23 protein-coding genes are annotated in these 23302 nt (G+C 65.4%); 7 read left to right on the top strand and 16 right to left on the bottom strand.

Going from position 1 to position 23302, the window contains the following annotated elements:
* Positions 1 to 55 precede the first annotated feature (55 nt).
* Genes GM910_RS00710 through GM910_RS00690 form a run of 5 tightly spaced genes read right to left on the bottom strand, consistent with a single transcriptional unit; the run spans position 56 to position 5444 of the window.
* Positions 56 to 1042, bottom strand: coding sequence for an ABC transporter ATP-binding protein (locus GM910_RS00710; RefSeq protein WP_159585542.1), 987 nt, complete (start codon positions 1040 to 1042; stop codon positions 56 to 58).
* Positions 1039 to 1992: an ABC transporter ATP-binding protein gene (locus GM910_RS00705; RefSeq protein ID WP_159585760.1), complete on the bottom strand. Its 954-nt coding sequence runs from the start codon at positions 1990 to 1992 to the stop codon at positions 1039 to 1041. The genes GM910_RS00710 and GM910_RS00705 overlap by 4 nt, the downstream gene beginning before the upstream one ends.
* Positions 1993 to 2052: 60 nt before the next feature.
* A complete protein-coding gene (locus GM910_RS00700) occupies positions 2053 to 2952 on the bottom strand; it encodes an ABC transporter permease (protein ID WP_159585540.1) in 900 nt (299 codons plus the stop codon).
* Position 2953: 1 nt separating this feature from the next.
* A complete protein-coding gene (locus tag GM910_RS00695; RefSeq protein ID WP_159585538.1) occupies positions 2954 to 3871 on the bottom strand; it encodes an ABC transporter permease in 918 nt (305 codons plus the stop codon).
* Between the two features lie 58 nt (positions 3872 to 3929).
* The gene (locus GM910_RS00690) at positions 3930 to 5444 is read right to left on the bottom strand and encodes an ABC transporter substrate-binding protein (RefSeq protein WP_159585536.1); all 1515 of its coding nucleotides are present in this window, start codon (positions 5442 to 5444) and stop codon (positions 3930 to 3932) included.
* A 180-nt stretch (positions 5445 to 5624) separates the two neighbouring features.
* Between GM910_RS00690 and GM910_RS00685 the strand changes: the two genes are divergently transcribed.
* Both GM910_RS00685 and GM910_RS00680 read left to right on the top strand, forming a co-directional pair.
* Positions 5625 to 6401, top strand: coding sequence for an IclR family transcriptional regulator (locus tag GM910_RS00685; RefSeq protein WP_159585534.1), 777 nt, complete (start codon positions 5625 to 5627; stop codon positions 6399 to 6401).
* Positions 6402 to 6627: 226 nt separating this feature from the next.
* The gene (locus tag GM910_RS00680; RefSeq protein WP_159585532.1) at positions 6628 to 6855 is read left to right on the top strand and encodes a hypothetical protein; all 228 of its coding nucleotides are present in this window, start codon (positions 6628 to 6630) and stop codon (positions 6853 to 6855) included.
* 95 nt (positions 6856 to 6950) lie between these two features.
* Here the strand turns inward: GM910_RS00680 and GM910_RS00675 are convergent, their stop codons facing one another.
* The 3 genes from GM910_RS00675 to GM910_RS00665 form a co-directional block, all read right to left on the bottom strand.
* Complete coding sequence (locus GM910_RS00675) at positions 6951 to 7430, bottom strand: SRPBCC family protein (RefSeq protein ID WP_159585530.1); 480 nt, start codon at positions 7428 to 7430, stop codon at positions 6951 to 6953.
* Positions 7431 to 7510: 80 nt separating this feature from the next.
* Positions 7511 to 8038 (bottom strand): hypothetical protein, encoded by a 528-nt coding sequence (locus GM910_RS00670; RefSeq protein ID WP_201285377.1) that lies wholly within the window; start codon positions 8036 to 8038, stop codon positions 7511 to 7513.
* Entirely contained in the window at positions 8038 to 8202 is a 165-nt protein-coding gene (locus GM910_RS00665) for a hypothetical protein (RefSeq protein ID WP_159585528.1), read from the bottom strand. Before GM910_RS00665 ends, GM910_RS00670 begins: the two co-directional genes overlap by 1 nt.
* A gap of 138 nt (positions 8203 to 8340) precedes the next feature.
* Between GM910_RS00665 and GM910_RS00660 the strand changes: the two genes are divergently transcribed.
* The 3 genes from GM910_RS00660 (at position 8341) to GM910_RS00650 (ending at position 10143) form a co-directional block, all read left to right on the top strand.
* Positions 8341 to 8928: a TetR/AcrR family transcriptional regulator gene (locus GM910_RS00660; protein WP_159585526.1), complete on the top strand. Its 588-nt coding sequence runs from the start codon at positions 8341 to 8343 to the stop codon at positions 8926 to 8928.
* Positions 8929 to 9019: 91 nt separating this feature from the next.
* The gene (locus tag GM910_RS00655; protein ID WP_159585524.1) at positions 9020 to 9433 is read left to right on the top strand and encodes an MbcA/ParS/Xre antitoxin family protein; all 414 of its coding nucleotides are present in this window, start codon (positions 9020 to 9022) and stop codon (positions 9431 to 9433) included.
* Positions 9430 to 10143 carry an RES family NAD+ phosphorylase gene (locus tag GM910_RS00650; protein WP_425482638.1) on the top strand — a complete coding sequence of 238 codons (714 nt, stop codon included), beginning with the start codon at positions 9430 to 9432 and terminating at the stop codon, positions 10141 to 10143. Before GM910_RS00655 ends, GM910_RS00650 begins: the two co-directional genes overlap by 4 nt.
* 381 nt (positions 10144 to 10524) lie before the next feature.
* Here the strand turns inward: GM910_RS00650 and GM910_RS00645 are convergent, their stop codons facing one another.
* Positions 10525 to 11745, bottom strand: coding sequence for an aminotransferase class V-fold PLP-dependent enzyme (locus tag GM910_RS00645; RefSeq protein ID WP_425482637.1), 1221 nt, complete (start codon positions 11743 to 11745; stop codon positions 10525 to 10527).
* Between the two features lie 73 nt (positions 11746 to 11818).
* Here GM910_RS00645 and GM910_RS00640 point away from each other — a divergent pair, with 73 nt between their 5' ends.
* Positions 11819 to 12628: an IclR family transcriptional regulator gene (locus tag GM910_RS00640; RefSeq protein WP_159585518.1), complete on the top strand. Its 810-nt coding sequence runs from the start codon at positions 11819 to 11821 to the stop codon at positions 12626 to 12628.
* An 11-nt stretch (positions 12629 to 12639) separates the two neighbouring features.
* On the opposite strand, the gene GM910_RS00635 is transcribed toward GM910_RS00640, so the two are convergent.
* The 7 genes from GM910_RS00635 to GM910_RS00605 all read right to left on the bottom strand — a co-directional run bounded on the left by GM910_RS00635 (position 12640) and on the right by GM910_RS00605 (position 19678).
* Positions 12640 to 13128 (bottom strand): RidA family protein, encoded by a 489-nt coding sequence (locus GM910_RS00635; protein ID WP_159585516.1) that lies wholly within the window; start codon positions 13126 to 13128, stop codon positions 12640 to 12642.
* Positions 13128 to 14099, bottom strand: coding sequence for an ABC transporter ATP-binding protein (locus GM910_RS00630; RefSeq protein WP_159585514.1), 972 nt, complete (start codon positions 14097 to 14099; stop codon positions 13128 to 13130). Before GM910_RS00630 ends, GM910_RS00635 begins: the two co-directional genes overlap by 1 nt.
* Positions 14099 to 15148 (bottom strand): ABC transporter ATP-binding protein, encoded by a 1050-nt coding sequence (locus tag GM910_RS00625; RefSeq protein WP_159585512.1) that lies wholly within the window; start codon positions 15146 to 15148, stop codon positions 14099 to 14101. The genes GM910_RS00630 and GM910_RS00625 overlap by 1 nt, the downstream gene beginning before the upstream one ends.
* A complete protein-coding gene (locus GM910_RS00620) occupies positions 15141 to 16271 on the bottom strand; it encodes an amidohydrolase family protein (protein WP_159585510.1) in 1131 nt (376 codons plus the stop codon). Before GM910_RS00620 ends, GM910_RS00625 begins: the two co-directional genes overlap by 8 nt.
* A gap of 2 nt (positions 16272 to 16273) precedes the next feature.
* On the bottom strand, positions 16274 to 17134 hold the full coding sequence (locus GM910_RS00615) for an ABC transporter permease (protein WP_159585508.1): 861 nt from the start codon (positions 17132 to 17134) through the stop codon (positions 16274 to 16276).
* Positions 17135 to 17144: 10 nt separating this feature from the next.
* Positions 17145 to 18086, bottom strand: coding sequence for an ABC transporter permease (locus GM910_RS00610; RefSeq protein ID WP_159585506.1), 942 nt, complete (start codon positions 18084 to 18086; stop codon positions 17145 to 17147).
* Positions 18087 to 18151: 65 nt separating this feature from the next.
* Complete coding sequence (locus GM910_RS00605) at positions 18152 to 19678, bottom strand: ABC transporter substrate-binding protein (RefSeq protein WP_159585504.1); 1527 nt, start codon at positions 19676 to 19678, stop codon at positions 18152 to 18154.
* A 421-nt stretch (positions 19679 to 20099) separates the two neighbouring features.
* Here GM910_RS00605 and GM910_RS00600 point away from each other — a divergent pair, with 421 nt between their 5' ends.
* On the top strand, positions 20100 to 23213 hold the full coding sequence (locus GM910_RS00600) for an alpha-mannosidase (protein ID WP_159585502.1): 3114 nt from the start codon (positions 20100 to 20102) through the stop codon (positions 23211 to 23213).
* Positions 23214 to 23302: the final 89 nt, after the last annotated feature.

The raw sequence follows: 23302 nt of genomic DNA, 5'->3' as shown, positions 1-23302 counted from the left end.
GCGACAAAACAATGAGTTAGACCAGTTCATCGATTCCGTGAAACGATGAACCGGTCTAGGCCGCCTGTGTCCGTTCCGCGTAAAGATGGCAGTCGACATGGCCCTCTGCACTCGAAACATGCGGCGGCGGCACCGTCTTGCAAATGTCGCGGACCGCCGCGCAGCGCGGGTGGAAATGACAGCCGCCCGGCGGCGCTATGGGGTTCGGATAGGAGGCGCCGAGATGCGTGTCGGGGACGGACATCGACGGGTCGGGCGTCAGCACCGATGCCAATAGCGCCTTGGTATAGGGGTGGCGCGGCTCGGCGAAAAGGTCCGCCGCCGGCGCCTCCTCGACGATCCTGCCCAGATACATCACCGCTACCCGCGTCGCCAGATGCTCGACCACCGCCAGGTTGTGGCTGATGAAGAGATAGGTAAGCGACAATTCCTCACGCAGATCGCCAAGAAGATTGAGGATCTGCGATTGGACCGAGACGTCGAGCGCGGAGGTCGGCTCGTCGCAGATGACGATCTCCGGCTTCATCACCAGCGCGCGGGCGATGGCGACACGCTGCCGCTGGCCGCCGGAAAGCTGGTTCGGATAGCCCCGGCGCACGCGTTGCGGCAGGCCGACCAGATCGAGCATCTTGGAGACCGCCTGCGCGCGGCCGGCGCTGTCGCCGACCTTGTGGACCACGAGCGGCAGGGCGATGATGTCCTCGATGCTCTTGCGCGGGTTGAGCGAGGAGTAGGGGTCCTGGAAGATGGGCTGGATGCGCCGGGCGAGAAGCGTGCGATCCTGGCCGGCGGCCTCGATGCCGTCCACCATCACCCGGCCGGATGTCGGCGCTTCGAGGCCGAGGAGAATTTTCGCCAGCGTGGACTTGCCGCATCCCGATTCCCCGACGAGGCCGAGCACATCCTTCTTGCGAATGCGCAGATCGACGCCGCCCACTGCCTGAAGGGGCTTCGGCTTGGAAAACAGGCCTTGCTTGACGCGGTAGGTCTTGGTGACGCCGGCAAGCTCCAGCACCGGCGGGGAAGAGCCAGCGGCGCTCATGCGGGCATCCTTTCCGTGTCGGCCTTTTTCGTGCGGGAATGAATGCAGCGCCAGGCGTGGCCGCCCTGCGTCCGGTGGATGGGGACCGGCTTCGCGCAGGCGCTCTCGGCGAGATCGCAGCGCGTGCGGAAGGCGCAGCCCTCTACCTTGCCGATGAGCGAGGGGACGATGCCGGGGATGGAACCCAGATGCTCGCCTGGCTTCGTTCGGCCGGGCACGGGGATGCAGCGCAGGAGGCCTTGCGTATAGGGGTGGCTGGGGTGCCCGAATATCTCCTTGGCCGTCCCCTGTTCGACCACCTCGCCCGCATACATCACCGCCACCTTGTCGGCCACGCGGGCGACGACGCCGAGGTCGTGCGTGACGAGGATCATCGCCATGTTCATCTCCCGCTGCAGATCGACAAGCAGGCGCAGGATCTGCGCCTGGATAGTGACGTCGAGCGCCGTGGTCGGCTCGTCTGCGATGACCAGCTCCGGCTCGCACATGAGCGCCATGGCGATCATCACGCGCTGGCGCAAGCCGCCCGATAGCTGGTGCGGATATTGGGAGAGGCGGCTTCCCGCGGCGGTAATGCCCACCTTGCCCAAAAGCTCCACCGCCCGAGCGCGGGCCTCGGCCTTGCTGACCCGCCGGTGCAAAAGCAGCGCCTCCGCGAGCTGGTCGCCGATCGTATAGGCCGGGTTCAGCGAGGTCATCGGCTCCTGGAAGATCATCGCCATGCGGTTGCCGCGCAGCTGGCGCATCGCGCTCGCCGGCAGGCCCTGCAGTTCCGTGCCGCGGAAGGCGAGCTTGCGGGCCGCGCATTCGAGCCGCTTGGGAAGCAGGCCCATGACCGCAAGTGAGGTAAGCGACTTGCCGCTGCCCGACTCGCCGACAATGCACAGCGTTTCGCCGCGATTGAGCTCGAAATCGATCCCGCGCACGGCGTGGAGCGTGCCCTGCGCCATGGGGATGTCGATCGTCAGGCCCTCAACGGCGAGAATCGGTTCTTCGCTCACCCCGCCCTCCTAACTTCTGTTTTCCGGCGCGGTGATGTCGCGCAGCCCATCGCCCAGGAGATTGATGGCAAGGACGAGGATGAAGAGGGCGACGCCCGGAATGGCGATCACCCACGGTTCGAAGAGCATCATCTGCTTGCCTTCCGAGATCATCAGGCCCCAGGAGGGCGTGGGCGGCTGGACGCCGAGGCCCAGGAAGGAGAGGGCGGCCTCGAGCAGGATCGCATGCGCCATCTCCAGCGTCATGACCACGATCAGGTTGTTGAGGATGTTGGGCATGATCTCGGACAGGATGATGCGCCGCGTCGAGCAGCCGATGGCCTTCGCCGCATTCACGTATTCAAGGCCGCGGACCTGCAGCGTCGAGGAGCGCATGACGACGGCGAAGCGATCCCACAGGAGGAAGCCCAGAACGACGATCACCACCTGCAGCGAGCCGCCCAGCACGGCAACGACGGCGAGCGCCACGAGCACGACGGGCATCGCAAGCCGGACATTGACGAGGAAGGTGACGACGAGATCGACCCGGCCGCCGAAATACCCCGCCGCCACGCCCATCGTGGTGCCGATGAGGCCGGAAATGAGAGCCGCGATCAGGCCGATGGCGAGCGAGATGCGCGCGCCATAGAGCAGGCGGGCGAGGTAGTCGCGCCCCAGGTGGTCGGTTCCCAAGAGATGGTTGGGGTCGCTGCCTTCCATCCAGAAAGGCGGCTTCATCCGCGCCACCAGGCTCTGGGCATAGGGATCGTGGCCGGCGAGAAGCGGCGCCAGGACGGCGAGCGCGACAATGACGAGGAGGGCCGTCGCGCCGAAGAGCAGGCCGTAATGGCCGAAGACGCGCCGGCGCAGGATGGCGGCGGGGCTCGGCCCCTGGATCTCCTCCGCCAATGTATCGATGTCGCGGGCCATCTCAGCCAACCCTTATGCGCGGGTCGAGCCAGGCGTTGGCAAGGTCCGACAGGAAGGTGAAGACGATGTAGAAGCCGGCGAAGACGAGGATAAGGGCCTGCACGGTGGGCAGGTCGTTTCTGCCGATGGATTCCCATGCCAGGTAGCCGGCGCCGTGCAGGGCGAAGATCGATTCCACCACGATGGACCCGCCCAGCATGAAGCCCATCTGGACGGCGGCAAGGCTCACCACCGGAACCACCGCGTTGCGCAGCGCGTGCTTGAACATCACGCGCCACTCTCCGGCGCCCTTGGCCCGCGCCGTGCGGATATAATCGGCGTTGAGCACCTCCAGCATGCCGGCACGCGTAAGCCGCATGATCGCCGGCATCGCATAGTAGCCGAGCACAACCGTGGGCATGATGAAGTTCTTCCAGCTGCCGGAGCCGGAAGGCGGCAGCCAGTTGAGCTGGATGGAAAAGATGACGATCAGCACCAGGCCGAACCAGAAGCTCGGCAGCGCCTGCCCCATGACCGAGATGAAGAGCGCCGTCCGGTCGATGAAGGAGTTGGGGCGCACGGCCGCGGCGACACCGAGCGGGATCGCCGTCACAAGCGCGAAGGATATGCCGCAGACGCCGAGCAGCATTGTGATGGAGAGCCTGTCGGCGATGAGCTGCGAGACCGGCAGCTTGAAATAGTAGCTCTGGCCGAAATCGCCTTGAAGGGCGCTGAACAGCCAATCCGCATATTGCACCAGGAAGGGCCGATCGAAGCCGTAGAGCCTGCGGAGCGCCTCGATGTCGGCCGATGTCGCCGATTCCCCCGCCATCGCGGACGCCGGGTCGCCGGACAGATAAAGAAGGCTGAAGCTGACGGCCGAAACGGTCAGCGCCACGAGCACGGCCAGCCCCAGCCTTTTCAACGCGAAAGTCAGCATCGTCGCTCCCCGGAAAGGAACGGCGGGCCGGACGTTGTTGCCCGGCCCGCCCTCGATCCTACCGCCAGCTTACCTGGAAGAAGCGGACGACCTCATCGGCGGAGGGGGTGAAGTCCACCTCTTCCGTGGAGACGTAGTTCACGTTGTAGGAGAAGAGCGGGACCCAGTAGGCCTCGTCGGCGATTTTCTTCAGCGCTTTCGCGTAGAATTCCTTGCGCACCTCGGGATCGACCGAAGTGTCGGCCGTCTCGAGCCAGTCCCGCACCTCCTCGTCGCGGGCGAAATCCTCGCCGCCGAACTTGAAGAACTGGCTGGTGATGGCCGAGACGTCGTTGATCGAATACGAGCCCCAGGTCTGGAAGGAGAGGCTGGTCTGGCCGTTGGTGCGCAGGTCGCGCAGCGCGGAATACTGGAGGTATTTGAGGTTTGCCTTAATGCCCACTTCGGCAAGATAAGCGAGCATCGCCTCGGCATATTCGCGCTCGCGATAGGCGTAGAGGTCGACCGACAGGCCGTCGGAGTAGCCCGCTTCCGCCAGCAGCGCCTTCGCCTTTTCGGGATCGTAATCGTAGGTCGCAACGTCCTGCGCGCAGCCGAACTGGCTGGGGAAGCAGGCTGAGTTCACGATCTTGGATTTGCCCTTCAGAAGGTTGTCGACGATGGCCTGGCGGTCGATCGCATGGTTGATCGCCTGCCGCACGGCGCGCTTCGTCATCGGGTTGTCGGCGCCGCTGCGGCCGGCCGCGTCCATCTCCAGATAGCCGATGCGCATGGTGCTTTCGTTGACGACGTTGAAGCGCCCCATGGCCTCCAGCTTCTCCGCCTGGTCCGACGGGACGCCCCAGACGAAATCGAGGCCGCCGCTGAACAGCTCGGCGAGCTGCGTGTTCACATCCGGTATGGTGCGGATGTCGACGGTGCCGATCACGGCCTCGCCCTTGGGGCTGTCGTGATAACCCTCGTATTTCTTGAGCACGAAATGCTTGCCCGGCTCGACGCTTTCGACCCTGTAGGGGCCCGTGCCGACGGGCTTGAGGCCCATGCCGGCGGGACCGACCTCGGCATAATACTCGTTCGGGTAGATGGAAACGGGACCGGCCAGATATTCGAGCGCGGCCGGGAAGGGGCCGTTGGTGACGATCTGCACCGTGTACTTGTCGACCTTCAGCGCTTCCTTCATCCAGTTGACGTTGCGCTGGGTAACAACGCCATTCGCCGGGTCGGCAACGAAATTGACCGTGTAGACGACGTCGTCGGCATCGAATTCCTCGCCATTGTGGAACTTGACGCCTTCGCGCAGCTTCAGTTCCAGCGTGGTGTCGTCCACCCATTCCCAGGATGTGGCGAGGTTCCCCTTGTACTCCCCGGTCTCCGGGTCGCTGAAGAGAAGCCCGTCCCAAATGGAGCGCTGCAGGATGACGCCCTCGCGGGCGGAATTGAAATAGCTGTCGACCGATTCCAGCTCCTTCGTAAAGGGAACACTCAAGGTGTCGCTGGCCTTGTCGGCTATCGCGCTGCCGCTCGCCATCGATGCGGCCAGGGCGGCTGAGCTCAGAAGAAGAAATGGTTTCATGTGTTCCAAACCGGCGCGCATGCAGCCGGCCCCTCTGTTTGATCCCCAACTCTTATTATATATTAATACGGAAAACCGTATTATGGTTGATGGTATTGGGGTGATTTATGCTTGTCAAGAAACGCCCCGCCTGCGACTGGCTGAAGCGGCAGGCTCTGGGGGAGAGGAGCGGGGATTTAGATGTCTAAAGGAAAACAGGATACGCTGTTCGTCGGCTCGCTCGAGAAGGGAATGCGCATTCTGGGCGTTTTCGACGAGCGGCGCACCGAGTTGGGCCTGACCGAGCTCGCCGAGGCGGCCGGCCTCGACAAGAGCGCCGCGCAAAGGCTGACCAACACGCTGCACAAGATCGGCTACCTGAACAAGGACCCGGAAACCAGGCGCTACAGCCCGTCCCTGAAATACCTGGAGCTGGCCAACGCCTATCTGTGGTCGGACCCGCTTGTGCAACTCGCCATGCCGAAGATGATCGAACTCGGCCGCAAGCTCGGCGAGCGGGTGAACGCGGCGCGGCTCGACGGCAGCGAAATCGTCTATGTGATCCGTATCCCCACGCAGCTTACCAGCTTCGGCGCAATGGTCGTCGGACGCCGGCTGCCGGCGTTGACCACCTCCAGCGGCCGCGCGATGATCGCCTGCTTCAGCGCCGATGCCCGCAAGCGGGCGGTCGAGACATGGCCGATCGTCCAGGCGACGCCGCGCACGACGCTCGACCGGTCGAAGGTCGCCGCGGCCATCGAGCAGGCCGCCAGAGACGGATACGGACTGACGGAAAGCGAGAACATCATGAACGAGATCGGCATTGCCGCGCCGATCCTTTCCGGCGACGGCCGGCCTGTGGCCGCCGTGCAATGCTCGACTTCCGCGCTCCGGTGGGACATCGCGAGGGTGCGGGGCGAGATCGCGCCGCATCTGATCGAGGTGGCAAACTCCATCCACCTGCCGAAGCAGCGATGACCTCCAAGAGCAATTCCTGAAAACTGAACCCCATTTTCCGTCAGGAATTGCGACAAATCAAAGGATAGGATCGCCAAGTGGGACAGAGATTAGGTCGAGGCAATATCGTCTCGATCTGGTACTCTCTATGGCAGAGGTGCCATTCTGGAACAGGCATCGGCCAGTATGGGTGGCATCACACTTGCACAGGTCTTTCGGTGACTGGTTCACATCGAAAGGCGGAACGATGAAGATGACCGTGCAACCAGGGAAGCGCCCCGGCCTGCCGAAGGCTCTATTCAACCGCGATCTCCGTATGAGCGATATCGAGATCAATGAGGCCGGCGCCGTGACCGTGACATTCATCGGCGACGACATCTACACCAAGAATGCGACACAGCGGTTTTCGATCACACTCAGTCAAAATGAGATCGAAATGGTGGTAGAGGCGATAGGGCTGGACTTCGGGCGCTAGAGCAATTCCAGGAAAAGTGGAAACCGGTTTTCCGTCCGGAATTGCGACAAAACAACAACTTAGACCAGCCCGTGTGATGCCGGATGCTCCGGGCCTCACTCCGTGAAGGCGGCGAGGTTTTGGAGCGTCGACCTGATGCCCGCCTCGTGATCGTCCGCCCGTATCCCGCTGGGCACGTTCTCGCATAGGATCGTGACCTTGGTGCCGTCGAAAGTGGGGGCCATGGTCGTCGTCACCGTCATCGCGCCGGCGAAGGCGGGATCGTCGGTTTCGAATTCGACCAGTTCCACGGTACGCTCGTTGGGGATCAATTCGAGAAATCGCTCTCGAAACACGTCGGCGTGCTCGGATGTCTTGCCGCGCGTCCGATGGCCGGTGTCCGGATAGGTGAACGACATTCGGAATGTCCCGCCCTTGCGCGGGTCGAAGGCGTGGATCCGGGCTTTCATGCCTTCCGGCGGCCGCCACGACACCACGGCTTCGGGGTCCAGGAAGGCCCGATAGATGGTTTGCGGAGGCGCCTTGATAACGCGCGAGCCGGAGTCCGCTCTCTTTCCGCCGGTGTCATTCGCCATGATGTCGTCCTGCATGCGGGCATATTAAGCCCTCCGGCATCGACGTGGAAGGTCGTTGGGAGAAGCGGCGTCGCCGACTCTCAGGGCCGCGAAGGCGCGGGCTCTTCGGCCTGCTTGCGACGGCCCAACCCGGTCAGTCCTCGGGGTTTGAACACACCGAGTGCGGCAGCCCAGAGCAGCACCGCGAGCCCGCCCAGGGCGTGCCCGGTGATCGAGTATCTCAGACCGAGGAGATCCTCACCGGACAGCGCTCTCTCCGCCGCAAGGTCGGCCACATAGCCGATCCCGCTTGTCTTGCCCATCAGCATGACGGTGGCGGTGACGACGATGACAAGTTTGAAGATGACCCAGTAGTTGCGCAGTAGGCCCCACGGCGTGAGGAACGCCTGGAGAATCCCTGTCAGCAACGACGCGAAAGCCAGCGGGACAATAGCATACCAGGTGATCAGCCCGTTGGCGATATAGGCGGCACGCACCGTCTGAGCATCTTGGCTGGTCAGGCCGGTGACGGCGAGCACTAGGAAGCCCGTCAGCGCCCCGATCCATCCGAGCGAGAAGGCCACGTGGGCGGTTATCAGCGTTTTGCGGAGACGGGGCGCGATGGTCATCAGTGGCCACCCCCAGGTATTCCGTGACCTCCACCTCCCGGCAACAGCCCGAAGTTCAGAGTGCCGGTGAACATGCCGATGACGATCAGGACGAGAAGAATAACGAAGATGCCCTGCACCTTCACCCAGAGAGGAATGCCGCGGTTCGTGTTTGGGTCGGCCACGGGGTGCGAACCTCCGTTTGGGTGTGGATGTGCAAGCGACTATAGGGTTTTTACAATACGCCATGTCCTTTTTCAATACACTATGTATATATTCAATCGAATATGTCGTGCTCCTGTCTTCTCGCCTATGGTGAAAGAATGCCGAAGCTTTGGAACGATACGATCGAGTCGCACCGGCGCGCGGTGCATGAGGCGATCACGGACACCGCCGCCACGCTGGTGGCCGAGCGCGGTCTGCGGGCCGTGACGATGTCCGAAATCGCCGAAAAGGCGGGAATCGGGCGGGCGACGCTCTACAAGTACTTTCCCGACGTGGAGACGATCCTGCGCGCCTGGCATGCACGCCGGGTCCTGGGGCATCTCGAGCGTCTCGCCGAGGCGCGGGACCGGCCCGGCAGCGCCGGCGAGCGGCTTACCGCCGTGCTGGAGGCATTTGCCTTCATCGTCCACGAAACGCACCAACGGCAGGGGCACCACGACAGCGAGCTCGTCGCCTTCCTGCATCGGGACGAAAAGGTGGCGCAGGCGCGGCGGCAGGTGCGCGATATGATCGCAGAGCTGGTGAAAGAGGGTGCGGCGGCCGGCGAATTGAGGACCGACGTCCCGCCCGCAGAACTCGCGGCCTACTGCCTCCAGGCCCTCACGGCGGCAGGCGGCCTGCCGTCCAATGCCGCGGTGCACCGGCTCGTCGTGGTCACCCTCTCGGGGCTGCGTTCCACAGGCTGATAGCCGCAGCCTGTTGCCATTCGGCGCAGATATCGATAAATTTTGCCAAATGGCATTAAACCGCCTATATATGCCCCTGAAGGAGAGCGTGATGGCCGTTTTGCAACCGATCGATACCGCCGCACCGGAGTTCGTCCCCGCACCGATCACCGATGCGGAAGCAGCGGCGATGTTCCGGGCCGCGGTCAACCTGTTCGCCCGGTGGGGGCTGAGCGACGAGCAGGCGAGCCTGCTGCTCGATCTGTCGGTGCGCACCTACCGGCGCTGGAAGGCCGGCGAGATCGGCCGCATCGATCGTGACGGCAGGGCGCGGCTGTCGAACCTGATGGGCATCCACAAGGCGCTGCGCATCATCTTCCGCGAACCGCAGCGCGACTATCAATGGGTGGCCAAGCCGAACGCCGCCTTCGGCGGCCGCTCCGCGCTCGACATCATGCTGGGCGGCGAACTGACCGACCTGATGCGCGTGCGCCGCTATCTCGACGCCGAACGGGGCGGCTGGTGAGCGCAGCTGCACTCCCGCCCGTCTCTCATGTTTTCTGGAAAGGGGCGGTGCGGATCGTCCGCAGCGTCTTTCCACCCATAGACCTTTTCGAGGATATCGCCGACCCGGCCGACTGGCCGCTCATTCTCTCGGCCGAGCAGAAGACCAATCCGCGCCTGATGGAATCGATCGGCAATCTCGACCTCGTGCCGCCGGCCCGCCGCGTGGCCGGTCCCGGCGCGTCCTACCTGATGGCGCCCTTCGTTCATGTCAGCCCCGACCGGCCGAGCCGCTTCAGCGCCGGCCGCTTCGGCGTGCTCTATGCGGGCCGCCGCTTCGAGACCGCGCTGTTCGAGACCATCCACCACCACGGCCGCTTCATGGCCGCGACCGGCGAGCCGCCCGGCTGGACCTCGCAGTTCCGCGAAATCGTGCTCGACGTGGATGCGAGGCTGCACGACCTGCGCGGCGAGGCCGGGCAATGGGCGCCGACGCTCGATCCCGAAGACTATGCCGCCGCCCAGGCGCTGGCCGCCACGCTCCACGCGGAAGGCTCAAACGGCATCGCCTATCCGAGCGTGCGTCACGCCGGCGGCGAATGCGCCGGCCTTTTCTATCCCGACTGTGCGTCAACCCCCGTGCAGGGCCGGCACCTCGACTACCACTGGAACGGCAGCCGCGTCGACCTCTACCGCGACGCCGGCAGCGGGCAGGTGTTCCGGATTCTTTGACTGGCGCGATGGACGGCGAAGCCTCCCGTGGGCACTGATACCACTGGCGCTTAACTTTGATCGTCGGCGGCTTCCCCTCCACCGTCATCCCGGAAGCCGGAGCCCGCAAGGGCGGAGGCTGTCCGGGACCCATTCTCGCCTCGCTGAAGCTCCGGCGAAGCGGGCCGGAACGGTGATGTCACGGAATGGATCCCGGCTCTCGCGGAGCCTGTCCTCGGGCTCGCCGAAGGCGAGACCCGGGGGCTCGGCCGGGATGACGGCACTTATGTTAGCGCGTATGGGGCTTGACCCGAGGATCCATGCTCAGCCTCGCTGAAGCTCCTGCGAAGCGGGCCTGAACGCCGACACGTCACCAACGGTCAAAGTTAAGCACTGGTGGTATCACTCCTCCAGCCAGGCAAGATATCCGCTCGCCGAGCGGTTGCGCAGTTGATCGGGGTCCGGCTCTTCGACGGCGCCTTGCGCGGCGCTTTCGAAGACCGCCCGCAGGCGGTCGGCGACGATCTCGGCATGGCCGGCATCCAGGTTGCAGGGGTCGAGCTGGATGTAGCCCAGCTCCGCCTCGTGGTCGCGGACGATGACGGCCGGTCTTTCCCCCGCCAGTGCCACGCCGATGGCCATGGCGCTCGCCCCCGCGGCGCTGCTGTCGACGGAGATCCTGAGCCGGTCGAGGGGATTGCCCGTCGGGTCGGGCACGATCTCGGCTCTGACGCCGGCAAGTCCGGCGAGTGCCTTCTGCCACAGGGCAAGCGCCGCCGCCTCCCGGCGGCGGATCCCGTCATGGTCGCGCGCCGCCCAGGCCTTCAGCGCGGCAATCGTGCCGAAGATGCTTTCCTTGCCGACCTTCATGCCGCGGCCGATGCCGAGGTTCTGCAGATAGGCGGCGCGGACGAGGTCGCGCCGGCCGGCGACGATGCCGGCCGTCGGCCCGCCGAGGAACTTGTGCGCCGAATAGATGACGAGGTCCGCGCCCTCGCGCAGGAACCGGCGGAGATCGTACTCGGACGCCGCGTCGACGATCACGGGGACACCGGCGGCGTGGCACAGCTCGGCGAAACGGGGAAGGGGCATCTGGCCGTACCCGACGACATGATGCGAGACCACGTAGAGGCCGCAGGCGGTAGCCTCGCCCAAGACAGCCTGCAGTTGATGGTCGAGCACATGGGTCGACTGGCCGAAGGGCACCAGCCGTGCGCCGGCAAGCTCGGCCGCCTGGCCGACGGGGGCGCCGTAGTTGCACAGATGGCCGAGCTGGACGACCGCCTCGCACTTTTCGCCCGGTCGCCGCGGCAGGAGCTCCGCCCGCCCGGCATCCATGCCGGTGATCGTCGCGGCGACCGAGAGCGAGATGCCGGCCGAGGCTGAGGCCGTTATGAAGCCGGCTTCCGCACCGGTGGCCTCGGCTATGGTGTCGCTCGCCATGCGCTGCAGCTCGTGCATAAAAACGAAGCGCGGCAGAATCCCGGCAACCGCCTCCACCGCCCGTGACACGGCGATAGAGGCGCCGAGCGAGGTCATCGTGCCGGAGACGTTGATGACCGGCGTCAGCCCGGATTTCTCGTAGAAGGACCAGTCGGCCTGGTTATCGGAAGACATGGACATGGTTTCCATCTTGTGATTTGTGGCCTATCTCCATAATCATGGAATAGGCTCCATTAATTCAGGACACGTTAGAGTGGACAAGGCCGTAGAGGACAGAAACGTTCGGGAAAAGGCCGCGAAGGCGCCGCGTTCGCGCGTCAGCGGCATCGAGCGTTCCATCCAGATTCTCGACGCGCTGACCGAGAAGGGCGTGCCGGCGAGCGCCTACGACATCGCCAAGTCTGTCCGCGCGCCGATGTCGACGGTCTATTCCATCGTCGATGAGCTCACCGCGCGCCGCATGCTGACCAAAGTGGAAGGCGGGCTGATCTGGCTCGGGCCGCGGCTTCTTCGCTACGGCCTTGCCTATCAGGCCAAGGTCGATCTTCTGGTCGAGGCCAAACGCGAGATGGTGCGGCTGTGCGCCGCCATCGGCGAGACGGTGCAGATCTGCAGCCGCGACGAGGGCATGATGGTGGTCACCGCCATGGCCGACGGCGACAGCCATTTCCGCATCTCCTCCGATGTCGGCACCAGGGTCCCGGTCAACTGGACGGCCTCTGGCCGGCTGCTTCTGGGGCACCTGCCGCTGAAGGAACGCCGTGCGGCCTTCGAGCGCTATTCCCAGCCCTCGCCGACAGGCCGGGCGGAGCTTGGTGCGGTGCGGCTGGCCGAGCAGGCGGGTGAGGATTTCCAGAACCGGCTGGCCGTGCAGCTTGGCGCTTCGGAGTTCTCCGTCGCCTGCATCGCCTCGCCGATCCGCGATGCGGCCGGCACCTGCGCCGCGACCATCTCCATCGTGCTGGCGGAGGAAAAGGCGCGGCGGAAGCTCGATTTCTACGCCGACCAGGTCAAGGCCGCCGCCGCTGCGGTCGAAAGCGCCCTCGGGCACACGGCCGGCTGAAGCGCAGCTCTTCACGCGCCGGCCTCCACGATGGCCTCTATCTCGACCGTGATGTTGTTGGGCAGCGAGCCGACGCCGATCGCCGACCGCGCGTGAATGCCGCGCTCGCCGAGGATCGAGCACAGAAGGTCCGAGCAGCCGTTGACGACGTGAGGGTGGTCGGCAAAGTCCGGCACGGCATTGACCATGCCGAAGATCTTGATGACCTGCCGCACCTCGGCGAGGTCGCCCAGATAATCCTTCAGGACGGCGAGAAGGTTGAGCCCGACGAGTTCGGCGTGGAGGCGCGCTTCCTCGGCCGTCACGTCGCCGCCGACCTTGCCGGTCTTCAAGCCGCCGCCGGCTTCCACCGGCCCCTGGCCCGAGACGTAGAGCAGCGAGCCGATCCGCATGACGTTGCGGAAATTGCCGATCGGCCGGGGCGCCCGGTCGGGCAGCGCCAGCCCGCGCAAGGCGAGCCGGCTCTCGGGCGTGTCGAGCGCGCGATCTACCTGTCTCATCAAATGCTACCTGCTTTCAAACAATGGGAGGTCTGGTGTTCGGAAAGGACGACGGGGCCAGGCACCTGCATGGCACAGGCCTCGTCGGCGAAACTGCAGCGGGTACGGAAGACGCAGCCTGACGGCGGGGACAGCGGGCTCGGGATCTCGCCCTTGAGCACCTGTCTGTTGCGCACGGCATCCGGGTCGGCCACGGGCGCGGCCGAAAGCAGCGCCCGTGTATAAGGATGCGCGGGTTCGGCATAGAGCTTCCTTGCCGTGCCGCTCTCCACCACGCGCCCCAGATAGAGCACGACGATCTCCTCGCACAGATATTCGACGACGGACAGATCATGGGCGATGAAGAGGATGGTGAGGCTGCGCCGTTCCCTCAGATCCTGCATCAGGTTGAGGATCTGCGCCTGCACCGAAACGTCGAGCGCGGAGACCGCCTCGTCGGCGACGATGAATTCCGGCTCGACCGCGAGCGCCCTTGCGATGCCGATGCGCTGGCGCTGGCCGCCGGAGAACTCATGCGGGAAGCGGCTCAGATGGTCTGCCTTCAGCCCCACCTCCTCGAGCAGTCCTGCGGTAAGGTCGCGGCGCTCGGTGCGGCTTTTGCCGATGCCGTGGGTGACCAGTGCCTCGCCGATGATGTCACGCACGCGCATCCTGGGATTGAGCGAGGAGAAGGGGTCCTGGAAGATGATCTGCATGCGCTTTCGCATGCGCTTCATCTCAGCGCTCCCGAGCGCCAAAAGGTCCGTACCGTCGAAGCGGACGGCACCACCGGAGGGCTCCACCAGGCGCAGGAGGCAGCGGCCGAGCGTCGTCTTGCCCGATCCGGACTCCCCCACGAGCCCCACAACGCTGCCGCGCGGGATGGAAAAGCTCACATCTTTCAGCGCATGCACGTCGCCGGCGCCTGTTTGAAACGTTTTAGACAGACCTTCGACGGCGAGGAGGGTATCCTGACTTTCCATCGCGCCCATCACAGTTCTCCCGCCCTGATGCAGCGCGACAGATGCTTCGGCGCGATGCGTTCAAGATGCACGGGTGACCCGCAGGGTGGCACCGCATATGGGCAGCGCGGCGCGAAGGCGCAGCCGGGCGGCATGGCATAGAGCGAAGGAACGGTGCCGGGGATCGGCACCAGCCGCCTGCGGGCGCCGGCGGCGTCGAAGTCGCGCCGGACGTTGGGGATCGAGGCCAGAAGGCCGAGCGTATAGGGATGCCGCGGGTGGGCGAAGATATCCCTCACCGGCGCCTGCTCGACCACCTCGCCGGCATACATCACCGCCACCTCGTCGGCGACTTCCGCCACGACGCCCATATCGTGCGTGATGAACAGCACCGACATCGCGAGCTCGCGCTGCAGGCGCCGGATCAGGTCGAGGATCTGCGCCTGGATGGTCACATCCAGGGCCGTTGTCGGCTCGTCGGCGATCAAAAGCGCCGGACGGCAGATGAGCGCCATGGCGATCATCACCCGCTGGCGCATGCCGCCCGACATCTGGTGCGGATAGTCGTCGAGGCGTCGTTCGGCGCCGGGAATCTCGACGAGGTTGAGCATCTCGATCACGCGGCGGCGGATGTCGGGCGCGGCGAGGCGCTCGTGCAGAAGCAGCATCTCTCCGATCTGATCGCCGATGGTGAAGAGCGGGTTGAGCGAGGTCATCGGCTCCTGGAAGATCATGGAAATCTCACGGCCGCGGATCTGGCGCATCGCAGCCTGGCTCTGACGGGCGAGATCCACCACCGTGCCGTCGCGTTTGCGGTAGAGGATGCTGCCGCCGGCGATCTCGCCCGTGGGCCCGAGCAGGCGCATGGCGGAAAGCGAGGTAACGGACTTGCCCGATCCGGATTCGCCGACAATCGCCAGCGTGCGGCCCTTCTGGAGCGTGAAGCTGACATCGCGCACGGCCTTGGCGGTACGCGTCTTGTAGACGAAGTGCGTGCTGAGGTTCTGGGCCTCCAGCACGATGTCCTTGGCAAGCGCTGCGGGTGCCTCAGTGCGGGAGATGGCGGGCGCATCAACCATCGCTGCCCTCCCGTCCGGCCCTCGCCGCGGGTGTTGCGACGGCGCCAAGGATGGCTAACCTCGGCTCGAACGTCTTCTCAAGCCGCAACACGTTGCCCTGGCTGTCGCGCGCTTCTTCGTCGCTGTCGGCAAGGTCGAAGACCGTGAAGTCGGCACGGCTGCCCGGCGCCAGCGGTGCGGCATCAAGGCCGAGGAAGGCGCGCGGGTTGGCGGCGATACCGTCGACGCACTCCTCGAAGCTCAAGCCTGCGGCGAGAAGCTTGGAGGCGGTGGTCGCCAGGTCGAAGACCGGGCCATCGAGATCGTGACCGTGCAGGTCTGTGGAGATGGAGAACGGCTTGAGGCTCTGGCGGATGCTCTCCTTTGCAACAGTGAAGCTGTAGGAGGCCGCGCCATGGCCGATGTCCATGCGCACGCCGGCCTCCGCCAGCCTCTTCGCGTGGGCGAACAAGGCCTCCGTGTCGGTGATCGAGCCGCCGCGCTTGCCGTTGAAGCAGTGGGTGACCACGTCGCCCGGCGACAACAGGTCGAGAACCTGGTCGAGCACCGGCGGCGGCTCGCCGATATGCACCATCAGCGGCAGCCCGGCGATTTCGGCCACGCGCTTGCCGATCTGCAAAGGCGTGATGCCCCAGGCGCCGACGATGACGCCGCTGGAGCGCACCTTGACCCCGCACACCACGTCGCGGTTCTTCTCGATGACGGCAAGCGTGCGATCGACGTCGATGAAGCGCTCGTCGATCAGTTCCGGCACGCGGTTGCAGGCGACGAGGCCGATGGAGCCGATGTTGACGAAGGCCTTGATCGTCTCCCGCTGCCGCTCGATGACATATTCGCGCAGGCCATGGAACGTCGCCTCGCCGGCCGAGCCCGCATCGGCCATGGCGGTGACGCCGCGTTTCAGGCCCGCCTCGTCGGCGCGGATGGAGATGTCCGTGCCGCCGTGCCAAACATGCACGTGAAGGTCCGCCCAGCCGGGCGAGAGCCAGGCACCGCCGCAGTCGATGATCCTGGCACCCGCATCGGCCTTCGCGGCGATAGAGCCGTCGGCGCCGACGGCGATCTCGCTGGCGCTTGCATCCCCGAAGCCGACGAGGCGGAAATTCCTGAGGAGAAGCGCCATTCTCAAAGCTCCTTGGAGATGCGCGGGTCGAGCGCGTCGCGCAGACCGTCGCCGACGAGCTGCAGCGCCAGCACGCACAGCGTGATCGAGATGCCGGGGAAGAGGATCATCCAGCCGGCCGTGTCGATATACTGGCGACCGGTGTTGATCATGGTGCCCCAGGTGGGGGTCTCCGGGTCGATGCCGACGCCAAGGAAGGAAAGCCCCGCCTCGGCGAGCATCGCATAAGCGAAGATGAAGGTCGCCTGGACGATGATGGGCGAGACCATGTTGCGCAAAAGGTGATGGACGAGGATGCGCCAGGTGGCCACACCCAGCGCGCGGGCCGCCTCCACATAGGCGAGCTCGCGGATGACGAGGGTGGAGGCGCGCACGACGCGGGCAATGCGCGGCGCGTAGACGATCGACAGCGCCAGGACCACGTTGATAAGCGAGCCGCCGAGGGCGGCGACCAGCGAGATCGCCAAAAGGATGTCGGGGAAGGCCATCATGGCGTCGATCACCCGCGACACCGGGCCGTCGAGGCGGCGGAAGAAGCCGCCCGCCAGACCCAATGCGATGCCGATGAGAGAGGATATAATGGCGACGCCGCCGCCGACCAGCAGCGAGACCCTGCCCGCGTAGATGAGGCGGGTGAAGATATCGCGGCCGAATTCGTCCGTGCCGAGCCACCAGGTGGCGTTCGGCGCCGTCAGGCGGTTGCGCACCGACATGGCGGCCGGCTCGAAGGGTGTGATCACGGGGGCGAGGATGGCTGCCGCCCCGAAGACGGCCAGGATGACGAGGCCGAGAATGACGGCCCGGCGCTGCACCAGCACCTTCGCGAGGCTCGCTTCCATGGGCATGGACGTGGTGTCTGCCATGGCCGGCCCCTCAGTATTTCACGCGAGGGTCGATGGCGAGGTAGAGCATATCGACCAGGAAGTTGATGAGGACGTAGAGCCCGGCGACGACGATCAGCGTTCCCTGGATGACCGGATAGTCGCGGCGCAGCACCGCGCCGACGACCAGCGAGCCGATGCCGGGAAGGTTGAAGACCCGCTCCGTCACCACAGCACCCGAAATCAGCAGCGCGAAGGTGAGGCCGACGACGGTGACGATCGGGATCAGCGCGTTCTTCAATGCATGACGCAGCACGACCCGCCACTCGCTCATGCCCTTGGCACGGGCGGTGCGCACGAAGTCGTCCGAGAGCACATCGAGCATGGCGGCGCGCGAGAAGCGCAGGATGAGTGCCGAATTGACGATGCCGAGCACGATCGACGGCAGGATGAGGTGGCGCATGCGGTCGAAGAAGTCGGCGTCCGGTCCGCCATAGCCGGCGACCGGAAACCAGCCCGTCTTGGTGGCGAGATATTGCTGGAACAGGAGCCCGGTCCAGAAGCTGGGCACGGAGGCCGCCAGCATCGCCGTCGACACGGACGCCTGGTCGAACAGGGAGCCGCGGGTGTAGGCGGAGACGAGGCCGATCGGCAGGGCGATCACGATTGCGATGATCAGCGAGAAGAGACTCAAGAAAACGGTCGGCTCGGCGCGCCCCGCCAGGACGTCGAGAACCGGGCGGTTGAAGAAGAGGGACGAGCCGAGGTCGCCCGAGGCGATCTGCCCCAGGAAGCTGGCATACTGGACGAAGATCGGCCGGTTGAGGCCGAGCCTCTCGCGCAGCGCCATCGCGTCCTCGGGCGTCGCCTCCGGCCCCAGCATAAGGGCTGCCGGATCGCCCGGCGCCAGCCGGACGATGACGAAGACCACCGTCAGCACGATAAACATGACGACGGCCATACCAACGAAGCGTTTAGCGATATAAGTCAGCATGATAGGCCTGGGAGCTTAAAGCCGGGCGTTAAGTGGCGGGCGCGGATGGCGCCCGCCGGTTCGGTCTACTCGGCCAGCGAGGCGTTCCAGAAGAACGGCCAGGGCGTTTCGTCCATGCCTTCAAGCTTCCGGCTCTTGCCCATCAGGGCGTTGAAGCCGCCGACCTTGTAGAAGGCCGCCTGCTCGTAGACCAGGCGCTGCAGCTCCGTGAAGAGTTCGGCGCGCTTCTCCGGATCGGTCTCGGAGGTGAAGGCGTTGAGCACCTTCTCCTTCTCCTCGTCCGCCCACCCGGTGTTGGAGGCGGTGTTGTAGAGGCTGGTCAACGCCGGCTCCGGCAGGAAGGGCGAGTGGGTGATGTAGATGTCCCACAGGTCCGGCACGTTGCGGCGCTCGCCGAGCGTTGCCCAGTCGACCACCTGCATATCGACGGTGAAGCCGGCCGCCTCGAGGTTGACCTTCGCCACCTCGGCCATCTTGAAGTGGAACTCGTACTGGTGCGAGGTCAGGATCCTGAGCGGCGTTCCGTCATAGCCGGCCTCTTCCAGATATTCCGCCGCGCGTTCGGCATCGGCCTGGGCGTAGTTCTCGATGCCTGCCTCGTTGCGCCAGACATAGCCTTCCGGATAGAGCGGCCCGTCGACGACGAAGAAGTTCTCGTCGCCGAAGGCGGCATAGAGCATATCGTCCGGCGACAGCGCCGCCTGCACGGCGCGGCGGACGTTCAGGTCGGTCATCAGCCCGGCTTTGTGGTTGAAGGCGAAGACCGGCCAGCCGAAGGGGCGCAGGAGCACCGGCTCGGCCGTCTCGCTTCCCTCGAGCCGCGAAAAGGCTTCCGTCTCCAGGCCTTCGGCAAAGTGGTACTGGCCGGACATCAGCCCCTCGAGGCGCGTGTTGGGGTCGGGGACGGGCACGAAGCGGATCTCGTCGAGGACCTGCTTGCGCGCGCCGCCCGCGGCATTCGAGGGTTCGTCACGCGAGGCGTAGTCCTCGAACCTTTCCACCTGGAGGAACTGGTCGGGGCGGTGCTCGACGAGCTTGTAAGGACCTGTGCCGATCACCTCCCCGATGGTCTCGGAGATGTTCTCCTGCGGATAGATGGCCGCGGCCGAGTTGGAAAAGGCGAGCAGCGACAGAAGCGGCGAATAGGCCTCGTTCATCCGGATCTCGACCGTGTAGTCGTCGGTGGCCTCGATCGAGGCGATCTTGTCGGCGACGCCCTTGCCGCGGGTGGCCACCTCGGTCCAGCGCTTCAGCGAATCGACGACGTCATTGGCATCCATCGTCGAGCCGTCGTGGAAGGTCACGCCCTGGCGGATGGGGATGGTGTAGTGCTTGCCCTCCTCGGCGATGGTCGGCATCGCATCTGCCAGAAGCGGCACGACCTCCCAGTTGCCGTTGAAGGTGAACAGCGTCTCGTAGAAGTGCTGCGTCACCGTGCTGACCACATCCTTGGTCGACATCATCGGGTCGAGCGTGTCCGGCTCGCCGATGATGGCGACGTCGATCACCCCTTCCGCCTGGGCAGGCAGGGACAGGGCACCGAAGGACGCGGCGAGCGCCGATGCGGTGAAGAACGACCGTAGCTTCGTCATGATCTGTTTCTCCTCTTATTCCATTATTATGATGTTTATTCCCTCTAAGGGGATGATAGTGCGATGATGAAAGCCACGTCAAGCGCCGGGCTTTTCGACCTTGAAGGCGACAGGGAAAGGCGCGTGCCGGCCCTGCGAGCGCTACCTTCGCCCGTACGAAATTATTTTCAGGATGAATCGCGCAAGTGGCGGTCGGGGCGCATGGCCCGGAGCGAAGGCAGGGGCGGTGGAGAGGCCGGAATGAAGGCTTGTGAAGAAGACGATGGCGCGATAGTTTTTCGGCTCAGATGTGGCAAATCATGAAAAACTTTCACTTCCTCTCGGCCCGTTTCGCCGCCCGTGAGGGCGATTGGGACCTGCCGCGAGCCCCAGCCAGTGACAGCCCCCTACCCAGTGACAGCCCCCTACCCAGCGACAGCCAATGCACCGTATCACCAAGATAGATCATCTCCTTGGAGCGCTCCGCGAGCGGATTTTTCAACCGCTCGATGCCGACGTGCCGTTGCGGTTCCGACAAGTGTCCGATGGCGGGAACGCCGCCGCGCCAGGAAACGGCTGGCTGGAGATGCGGGACGATCTCGTCTGGGGCGGCCCGGAGAGGCGCTTCCAGTTTGCCGGTACAGTGGAGATTCCCGCGACTGCGGCGGGGCGCAGGGTCTTCCTGGGTGTCGAGGCCGAGTTCGGGCGCCCGATGGGGCGCTCCGACCCGCAATGCCTCGTCTGGATCGGCGACCGCATCGCCCAAGGGGTGGACGGCAACCACCGCGAGGTGCTTCTGACCGAAAACGCCGTCGCCGGCGAGCGCTTCGAGATCGTCATCGAGGCGGAGACGATCGAGGATCGGCGCCTGCTCGGCCTGTCAGTCGCGCTCCTCGTGCACGATGCCGTTGCGCAGAAGGTCTACTACGATCTGCGCGTGCCTGTGGACGTGGCGCGGCATCTGGCGGAGGACGACGCCCGGCGGCATCTCATCCTCAATGGCGTCGACGCCGCGCTCGCAGCGATCGACTTCCGGCCGGGCGATGCCGCACGCTTCACGGCGAGCCTTGTGGCGGCCGAGGCCATCGCCGCGCGCATCTACGAGGCGGCGGATTTCGAGAAGAAGCCCACCGTCGTCGCCACCGGCCACACCCATATCGACGTCGCCTGGCTCTGGCGGCTGGCCGCCACGCGGCGCAAGATGGCGCGCTCCATGGCGACGGCACTCCGCCTGATGGAGGAGTATCCCGACTACCGCTTCATGTATAATCAGGGCGTCCTCCTCGACTGGCTGGAGGAGGATTATCCCGAGCTCTTCGCACGCCTTGCCGAGCGCGTTTGTGAAGGCCGGTTCGAGATCGAAGGCGCCTTGTGGCTGGAGCCGGATGCCAACATCACCGGCGGCGAATCCTTCGTGCGGCACATCCTGCACGGGGTGCGCTATCACGAAGAAAAGTTCGGGGTGCGCCCGCGCATCGTCTGGCTGCCCGACACCTTCGGCTATACGGCGGCCCTGCCGCAGCTCATGCGCCTTTCCGGGCTCGACGTGTTCGTCACGCACAAGCTGTCGTGGAACGACACCAACCGCATGCCCTACGACACCTTCCACTGGCAGGGCATCGACGGCACGAGCGTCGCGGCCTATTTCCTCACCACCCAGCCCTACGACGCCAAGAGCATCGGCACGACCTACAATCCGGACCTGAAGCCAAGCCATGTGATGGGGGCGTGGCGGCGCTACGGGCAGCAGGCGGCGAACGAGGAAATCTTCCTCGTCTATGGCCACGGCGACGGCGGCGGCGGGCCGACGCGCGAGATGCTGGAAAACGTCAGGCGCATGGAGCGCGGCATTCCCGGCTGCCCGAAGGTGCGGCACGAGGCGATGCGCCCCTTCTTCGAGCGGCTTCTGGAGAGGATGGCGGCCGAGCCCGAGCGCTTCCCCACCTGGGTCGGCGAACTCTACCTCGAATACCACCGCGGCACGCTGACCTCGGTCGCCAAGAACAAGCGCAACAACCGCCTGGCCGAGATCGCGCTGAGGGAGATCGAGGCGCTGGCGGTGCTCGCCAATCTCTCGCGCGCCCATCCCTATCCGTCCGAACGCCTGCACCGGCTCTGGCGCATCGTGCTTCTCAACCAGTTCCACGACATCCTGCCCGGCTCCTCCATCGGCGGCGTCTACGAGGACAGCGACCGCGATTATGCGGCCTTCTTCGAGGAGGCGGCGGCGCTGACGGCGGAACTCGCGGGTGTGCTGGCGGGGAAGGGGGAACATCTCCTGTTCAACGCCCTCGGCCGGCCGCGCGGCGGGCTCGCCGCGCTGCCGGGCGCCGGGGCGAAGACGGTCGTCGACGGCGGCAAAAGACTGCCAACGCAAAGCGTGCACCGGGCGGACGGCGCGCTGGAGCAGGTCGCGCCCATCGCCGCCGTGCCGGCGCTGGCAACGCGCATCGTGCGGGTGGAGGACGGCGCGCCGGCCGAAGGGTCGGGCGACCTATCGGTATCGGAGCGCCATATCGAGAACGCGGTTCTCACGGTAGCCTTCGACGAGAAGGGGCGCATCGTCTCGATCCGCGACAAGCGCAACGGGCGCGAGGTCCTGAAGCCTGGCGTGTGCGCAAACCGGCTGCAGGCCTTCCGCGACATGCCGGTTGCCTTCGACGCCTGGGAGATCGATCCTGATTTCGAGGACCAGGCGTGGGAGATCGACGATCTCGTCTCGGCAAAGGTGGTCGAGACCGGCCCCTATCGCGCCGCCATCCGCTTCGAATGGCGCTACGAGCGCTCGCGCATCGTCCAGGTGGTGGCGCTGGAAGCCGGGTCGGCCCGGCTCGATTTCGACACCTTCGTCGACTGGCACGAGCAGCATACGCTGGTGAAAGCGGCATTTCCTCTCGACATCCGCGCGGACGCGGTCAATGCCGAGATCCAGTTCGGCCATGTGCGGCGGCCGACCCATCGCAACACGTCGTGGGATACGGCGCGGTTCGAATGCGCCATGCACCGCTGGCTGGATGTCTCGGAGCCCGATTTCGGCGCCGCCCTCCTGAACGACTGCAAATACGGCTACGACGCGAAAGGCACGACGCTCAGGCTCACCCTCCTGCGCTCCCCGACTTGGCCCTGGGCGGAAGCGGACCAGGGCGAGCACCGTTTCCGCTACGGCATTCTCGTCCATCACGGCACCTTTGCGGGCGAGGGCGTGCCGGCGGCAGCCGAGGCCTTCAACATGCCGCTCCGGCTGCTGGAAGGCGGTGAAGGCGCGGCGGGCGCCTCCACCTCGCTCCTCGAGGTGGAGGGGGAAGGCGTCACCGTCGAGAGCGTGAAGAAGGCGGAGGAAAGCGAGGGGATCGTCCTCCGCCTGTGGGAGACGCATGGGCGCAGAGCGGAAGCCGCGCTCATCCTTCCGGATGGTTTTGCCGAGGCGGTCGAGGTCGATCTTCTGGAGCGCTCCCCCGAAGCGCTTCCCGTGACCGACGGCAAGGTAAGGCTCGACTTCGCACCGTTTCAGATCCGCACCATCCGGCTGGGGAGGGCAATCGCATATGGATTGTGATTTCTTGCTCGGACCCCCACCCCTCACCCCTGCCCTCAAGGGGGAGGGGGATTCTGAGGCGTCGGCGCCCCCCTCCCCCTTGAGGGGAG

The organism is Chelativorans xinjiangensis, from assembly GCF_009812055.1.
GTDB classification, from domain to species: Bacteria; Pseudomonadota; Alphaproteobacteria; order Rhizobiales; family Rhizobiaceae; genus Chelativorans; species Chelativorans xinjiangense.
This window is presented reverse-complemented; position numbering and strand designations above follow the sequence as displayed.

What these genes read in the sequence shown, in the direction of transcription:
- GM910_RS00710 (WP_159585542.1), bottom strand. Translation starts at nt 1,042, where the DNA reads ATGAGCGCCGCTGGCTCTTCCCCGCCGGTGCTGGAGCTTGCCGGCGTC.
- GM910_RS00705 (WP_159585760.1), bottom strand. Translation starts at nt 1,992, where the DNA reads ATGGCGCAGGGCACGCTCCACGCCGTGCGCGGGATCGATTTCGAGCTC.
- GM910_RS00700 (WP_159585540.1), bottom strand. Translation starts at nt 2,952, where the DNA reads ATGGCCCGCGACATCGATACATTGGCGGAGGAGATCCAGGGGCCGAGC.
- GM910_RS00695 (WP_159585538.1), bottom strand. Translation starts at nt 3,871, where the DNA reads ATGCTGACTTTCGCGTTGAAAAGGCTGGGGCTGGCCGTGCTCGTGGCG.
- GM910_RS00690 (WP_159585536.1), bottom strand. Translation starts at nt 5,444, where the DNA reads ATGAAACCATTTCTTCTTCTGAGCTCAGCCGCCCTGGCCGCATCGATG.
- GM910_RS00685 (WP_159585534.1), top strand. Translation starts at nt 5,625, where the DNA reads ATGTCTAAAGGAAAACAGGATACGCTGTTCGTCGGCTCGCTCGAGAAG.
- GM910_RS00680 (WP_159585532.1), top strand. Translation starts at nt 6,628, where the DNA reads ATGAAGATGACCGTGCAACCAGGGAAGCGCCCCGGCCTGCCGAAGGCT.
- GM910_RS00675 (WP_159585530.1), bottom strand. Translation starts at nt 7,430, where the DNA reads ATGGCGAATGACACCGGCGGAAAGAGAGCGGACTCCGGCTCGCGCGTT.
- GM910_RS00670 (WP_201285377.1), bottom strand. Translation starts at nt 8,038, where the DNA reads ATGACCATCGCGCCCCGTCTCCGCAAAACGCTGATAACCGCCCACGTG.
- GM910_RS00660 (WP_159585526.1), top strand. Translation starts at nt 8,341, where the DNA reads ATGCCGAAGCTTTGGAACGATACGATCGAGTCGCACCGGCGCGCGGTG.
- GM910_RS00655 (WP_159585524.1), top strand. Translation starts at nt 9,020, where the DNA reads ATGGCCGTTTTGCAACCGATCGATACCGCCGCACCGGAGTTCGTCCCC.
- GM910_RS00645 (WP_425482637.1), bottom strand. Translation starts at nt 11,745, where the DNA reads ATGTCCATGTCTTCCGATAACCAGGCCGACTGGTCCTTCTACGAGAAA.
- GM910_RS00635 (WP_159585516.1), bottom strand. Translation starts at nt 13,128, where the DNA reads ATGAGACAGGTAGATCGCGCGCTCGACACGCCCGAGAGCCGGCTCGCC.
- GM910_RS00630 (WP_159585514.1), bottom strand. Translation starts at nt 14,099, where the DNA reads ATGGGCGCGATGGAAAGTCAGGATACCCTCCTCGCCGTCGAAGGTCTG.
- GM910_RS00625 (WP_159585512.1), bottom strand. Translation starts at nt 15,148, where the DNA reads ATGGTTGATGCGCCCGCCATCTCCCGCACTGAGGCACCCGCAGCGCTT.
- GM910_RS00620 (WP_159585510.1), bottom strand. Translation starts at nt 16,271, where the DNA reads ATGGCGCTTCTCCTCAGGAATTTCCGCCTCGTCGGCTTCGGGGATGCA.
- GM910_RS00615 (WP_159585508.1), bottom strand. Translation starts at nt 17,134, where the DNA reads ATGGCAGACACCACGTCCATGCCCATGGAAGCGAGCCTCGCGAAGGTG.
- GM910_RS00610 (WP_159585506.1), bottom strand. Translation starts at nt 18,086, where the DNA reads ATGCTGACTTATATCGCTAAACGCTTCGTTGGTATGGCCGTCGTCATG.
- GM910_RS00605 (WP_159585504.1), bottom strand. Translation starts at nt 19,678, where the DNA reads ATGACGAAGCTACGGTCGTTCTTCACCGCATCGGCGCTCGCCGCGTCC.
- GM910_RS00600 (WP_159585502.1), top strand. Translation starts at nt 20,100, where the DNA reads ATGCACCGTATCACCAAGATAGATCATCTCCTTGGAGCGCTCCGCGAG.